The sequence below is a fragment of the Amaricoccus sp. genome (assembly GCF_017995835.1).
In the GTDB taxonomy this organism is placed as follows: Bacteria; Pseudomonadota; Alphaproteobacteria; order Rhodobacterales; family Rhodobacteraceae; genus Amaricoccus.
Genome location: NZ_JAGOID010000165.1, coordinates 1 through 4576, shown reverse-complemented (window position 1 = coordinate 4576; position 4576 = coordinate 1). Strand labels below are relative to the sequence as shown.

Here is a 4576-nt window from a genome sequence, read left to right as displayed (position 1 = left end):
TCCGGTTGGAAATGCTGGAGAAATACGGGCTGGAACTCGGATGGAATCGGGCTGGAATCAGGCTTGCCACTTCTTTGCGGGTTGTTAACCTTGACCGTGAGAGAAGCAAGCGCGGAACTGGGAGCGCGTTTTCAGTTTGTATACGGACGTGTGATCTGCTCTAGAGCTGTTGTATCCGCTGGAGTTTCGACGAGATGATCTTGCGGCTCTTGAAAATGGTTCGACGTCGCAAGAAATTGCGGACAGACGTCAGATTCCGGTGAACTTGGTGCACGTTTCGCTTCGTGGTTCAATGGTTGCTGCCTTCGAGCAGATCTGGAAGCTAATTAATAATGAAGTAGTTCCGCCCAATCTTAACGACAAGTTTTGATGGCGATACTACAGAGCAACTAAGCTCTATCTCCGGGAGCGCGTCTAACTGATCCTCCGCGCTGTGCGGGTACTTGGTGTTGATCGTAACCAATCTGGTGATTGTATTTCTGACTTGATCACCCTCGGCGAGCAAGGCGTGCTCCGATTCATATCGATGGCTACGGGCCCGACCTCGCGGTCGTGAGCATGTTTCGGTCGTGGGGGCGCGACGCGGGCGTCCTTCATCTGGCCTTGGTGGCGCATGCCACTCGACGCCGCCGGTCTCTGGGCATCGCCCACAGCGAGTGCGGTCGACCTCAACACCATGTGCGTGATCACCATGTGCATGATTATCTAGCTCTAAGGCGATCACGCGGAGGCGGTTTTCGCGCGCCATATGGGTTGGGCGTCGGTGCGGGCAAGCGCGGCGCGGGTCAGCTCCAGGCGGGGTAGGGGCGGGTTCGCCGCCAGTCGGCCAGCGGCGCGCCCGGCGCCGCAGCGGCGGCGCGGAGCGCGCCGAGCCGGGCCTGCCGCATCGGGAGGAAGGGCGGCGCGTCGGGCGCGCCTCTCGTGCGCTCCCACCAGGCGCGCGCGCGCTCGGCGACGGGGACGGGTTCCTCGGCGTCGGCGAAGGCGGGGCCGAGCGCGGCGGGGTCGGCGGCGAAGACGTCGGTCGCGTCGAAATCCACGGCGAAGAGGTCGCGGAAGGCGGCGCCGGCGGCGTGGGCCAGCGCGGGGTCGTGCATCCGTTCGATCAGCCACGGAACGGCGGCGCGCTCGCCGATCGCGCCGACCGCCTCGACGAGGAGCGCGTCGTCGGGCCGCCGCGAGAGTTCCGCCCGCGCCCAGGCCACCGCCTCGGGTCGGGGCCAGGCGACGAGGCGCAACTCGACCGCTTCGGCGCGGCGCGGGCCGTCGCGCGCCGCCAGCCGCTCCACCTCCGCCGTCGCCTGCGGCCGCAGGCCGAGCAGGCAGGCGGCCCGGGCGGCGCGCCAGCGGACATCGGGGTCGGGGTCGCCGAGCGCCTCGGCCACGGCCGGCGCGAGATCGGCGCGGCCAAGCTCGCCCGCGAGCCGCAGCGCCCGGCCGCGCACGGCGGGGTCGGGATCGGCGAGGAGCGCGGCGAGCCGCCGGCCGGGATCGACGCGGTGCTGCGACAGCGCGCAGACGCCGAGCCGGCGCAGCAGCGGATCGCCGGCGTCGAGCCAGGGTCCGACCACCGGCCGCAACCGCCCGGACGCGTGGCGCGCCAGCGCGCCGGAAAAGCCGCGAAACGCGCCGGGGGCTGCGGCCGCGGCCGCTAGCGCCTGCTCGACCAGCGGGGCCTCGCCCGAGCCGAGCGCGATCCAGGCGACGACGAAAAGCTCGCCCGCCTCGGGGAAATCACCGAGGCGGGCGAGCGCCAGCTCCCACCCCGCCTCGCCGGCCGCCGCCATGCCGGCGAGGTTTGCGGTCAGCCGCTGGTCGAGCCGCCCGAGATCGGCCTCGCCGAACAGCCGCCCGTCGACCTGCCGCGCCCGTTGCACGAACAGGAACGCCGCGTCCTCGGCGTGCTGGGCGACGAGCGCCGCGATCGTCGCCGGGCGGAGCATCACGGCACGGTTCAGTTGAGATGCACCGATCCGCCGCGCACCCGGTTCGCGCCGCTGGCGTGGCTGACGACATGGGCGCCGCGGATGACGATGCGGCCGTCCTTCTCCATCAGGATCGTCGCCCGCCCGCAGCGCAGCTCGATGCGCTCCTCGCCGACGATCGAGACCCGCGCCGCCGGCCGCTCCGCCTCGGCCCCGGGGGCCGCGCCCGGCCGCACGATCCGCCCGACGACCAGCGGCCGCCGGGGGTCGCCGTCCTCGAAAAGGAGCGCCACCTCGGCGCCGAGATCCTCCGACCCGAGCGGGGCGAGGATGCGCGCCGGCACGCCGGCCGGCTCGGGGTTGCCGGGAAACACCACCAGAGGTTGCCCGTCCACGAAGCCGAGCAGCATCCCGATCGCCACCCCGTCGATCCGCCCGCGCACGTCCATCCGCGCCTCTCCTTCAGTTGTTGTGGACCGTCGAGCCCTTGACCTTCGCGTCGCCGGTCGCGTCGGCGAGGAACTTGCCCGAGGCCTTCGCGGTCACGTCCTTGCCGTCGATCGTCACCGTGCCGTCGCTCTTCATCACCAGCGTCGCCGAGCCGCATTTCAGCGTGATCTCGTCGGTCGCCTCGATCATCAGCTTCTTGCCGACCTTGATCAGCGCCCCCCCGGTCACGTCGAGCGCGCTGTCCTTGCCGACCTTAACCGAGCGCCCGCCGGTGACGTCGATCCCGTCGTCGCCCTCGACCTTGGCGGTGCGCGCGCCCTTGACGCTCGTCCCCTGCGCGCCCCCGACGGAGATGTTCCGGTTGGCCTTGACGTTGATCGTCTGGGCCGCGCCCACGCCCCAGCTGTCGGAGGCGCCGATGTCGTGGCTCTGGGCGAGCTTGACGCTGACCTGGCGGATGGCCCCGATCGCGTTGACCTGCGCGCCGACCACCGTCCGCGTCTCGGCCGCGCCGACGAGGTCCACCCGCGCCGCCCCGACGCTGATCGTTTGCAAGGCGATGACGGTCTGGGTGTGGTTCACGCCGATCGTCTCGGTCGAGCTTCCGTTGACGTTGATCGTCTCGTCCGCCTTGACCGTCAGCGAGCGGTTCGCCCCCACCGTCTCGGTGTCGTTCGAGCCGATGTCGACCTTTCGATCGACGCCCACCTTGGTCGTCTTGTTGTTGCCGACGTCCTCGTCGAGGTCGACGCCGACCGAGTGCTTGGCGTTGTTGTCGATCCGGTCGGACTGGTCGTGCTGGACGAGCTTCGAGCGGTCATTCTTGACGAGGAGCGTATGGTCCTTCTGCGCCTGGAAATTGACGAGTTCGGACCCCGCCTTGTCCTCGAACATGAACTCGTTGTAGCCGCCGCCGCCGGGCGAGGAGTTCGACTTCCATCCCGATTGCGTCTCGTTGCCGGGCACCCCGTAGGGCGGCGTCTCGGCGCCGTTGTAGACGCGCCCGGTGATGATCGGCCGGTCGGGGTCGCCCTCGAGGAAGTCGACGATCACCTCCTGGCCGATGCGCGGGATCTGGATGAATCCCCAGCCGCCCCCGGCCCAGGTCTGCGACACCCGCACGAAGCACGAGCTGTTCTCGTCGCGCTTGCCGAGGCGGTCCCAGTGGAACTGCACCTTCACCCGCGCGTGCGCGTCGGTGTAGATCTCGGCGCCGCCCGGACCCACCACCGTCGCCGTCTGCACCCCGCGCATCGCCGGCCGGGGCGTGATCCGCGGCGGCCGGAACGGCAGGGCCGAGGGCGCGACCTCCAGCGCCACGAGATAGGTCTCGCCCAGCCCCTCCGCCGCCGTCCGGTGGCCCGGGTCAATGAGGCGGTAGTCGGCGCGCAGCACGAAATGTGCGGCGTTCTGGTCCTCGCGCGGAAAGCCCTCGAGCTTGAAAGCCACCCCCGCCGCCAGCCCGCGGGCGTTGCCGGCGGCGCGCACCCGCAGGTGCCCGGCCTGCGCCTCCTCGCGCCGCACCCGGGCCAGCGCGTCGCCGCGGTCGAGTTCCAGATGCGTGCCGGGGTAGTGGTAGATCTCGCCCTTGGCCTGGGCGTGCTCGAAGGGCGAGGTCGCCGTCGCGGCGAGCGCCAGCGCCGGCCGGGTGAAGTCGTAGTCGGTGTGGACATAGCCGCCCGGACGCGCCGAGACGACCGGGGCCCAGTCGGCGAGGTGCTCGCGGTCGTGCTGCGGCGGATCCTCGCGGTAGTGGAAGGGCACCGTCTCGTAGCCCGGCGCGGGTTCCAGCGCGGGGATGTCGTCGACGAGGATCAGGGTATGCGCCCCGTCCTCGCAGGCGAAGAACCACCAGATCCCGTCGTCCTCCATGAGGCGCGAGACGAAGGCGAGGTCGCTCTCGCAGTACTGCACGCAGTATTCCCGCGGCGGGTAGCTGCCGCGCAGGCGCTTCTCGAACTTCGCGCCGGGGTAGGCCTCGAACACCTTCTCGACGATCTCGACCGTGCTGAGGTTCTGGAACACCCGGCTGTCGGCGCCGAGCCCGAGAAACCACAACCACGGCCGGATCTCCGCCTCGTAGTGTGCGATCCGCCGCTCGACATGGGCGAGGCGGAACGCCGCGACCTGGCCCGAGAACCAGCGCGGCGGGTCGCCCGCTTCGGCCTCGACCGAACTCTCCTCGCCGAGGAGCTTCAGCG

General features: G+C 70.3%; 3 protein-coding genes. All 3 read right to left on the bottom strand.

Annotated elements, in window-relative coordinates:
* Positions 1–785: 785 nt before the first annotated feature.
* Positions 786–1943, bottom strand: coding sequence for a HEAT repeat domain-containing protein (locus KBA23_RS15960; protein WP_290743017.1), 1158 nt, complete (start codon positions 1941–1943; stop codon positions 786–788).
* 11 nt (positions 1944–1954) lie between these two features.
* A complete protein-coding gene (locus KBA23_RS15955; RefSeq protein WP_290743014.1) occupies positions 1955–2374 on the bottom strand; it encodes a DUF6484 domain-containing protein in 420 nt (139 codons plus the stop codon).
* A gap of 13 nt (positions 2375–2387) precedes the next feature.
* Positions 2388–4576, bottom strand: a 2189-nt coding sequence (gene tssI, locus KBA23_RS15950) for a type VI secretion system Vgr family protein (protein WP_290743011.1), incomplete at its 5' end; no start/stop codon positions are given.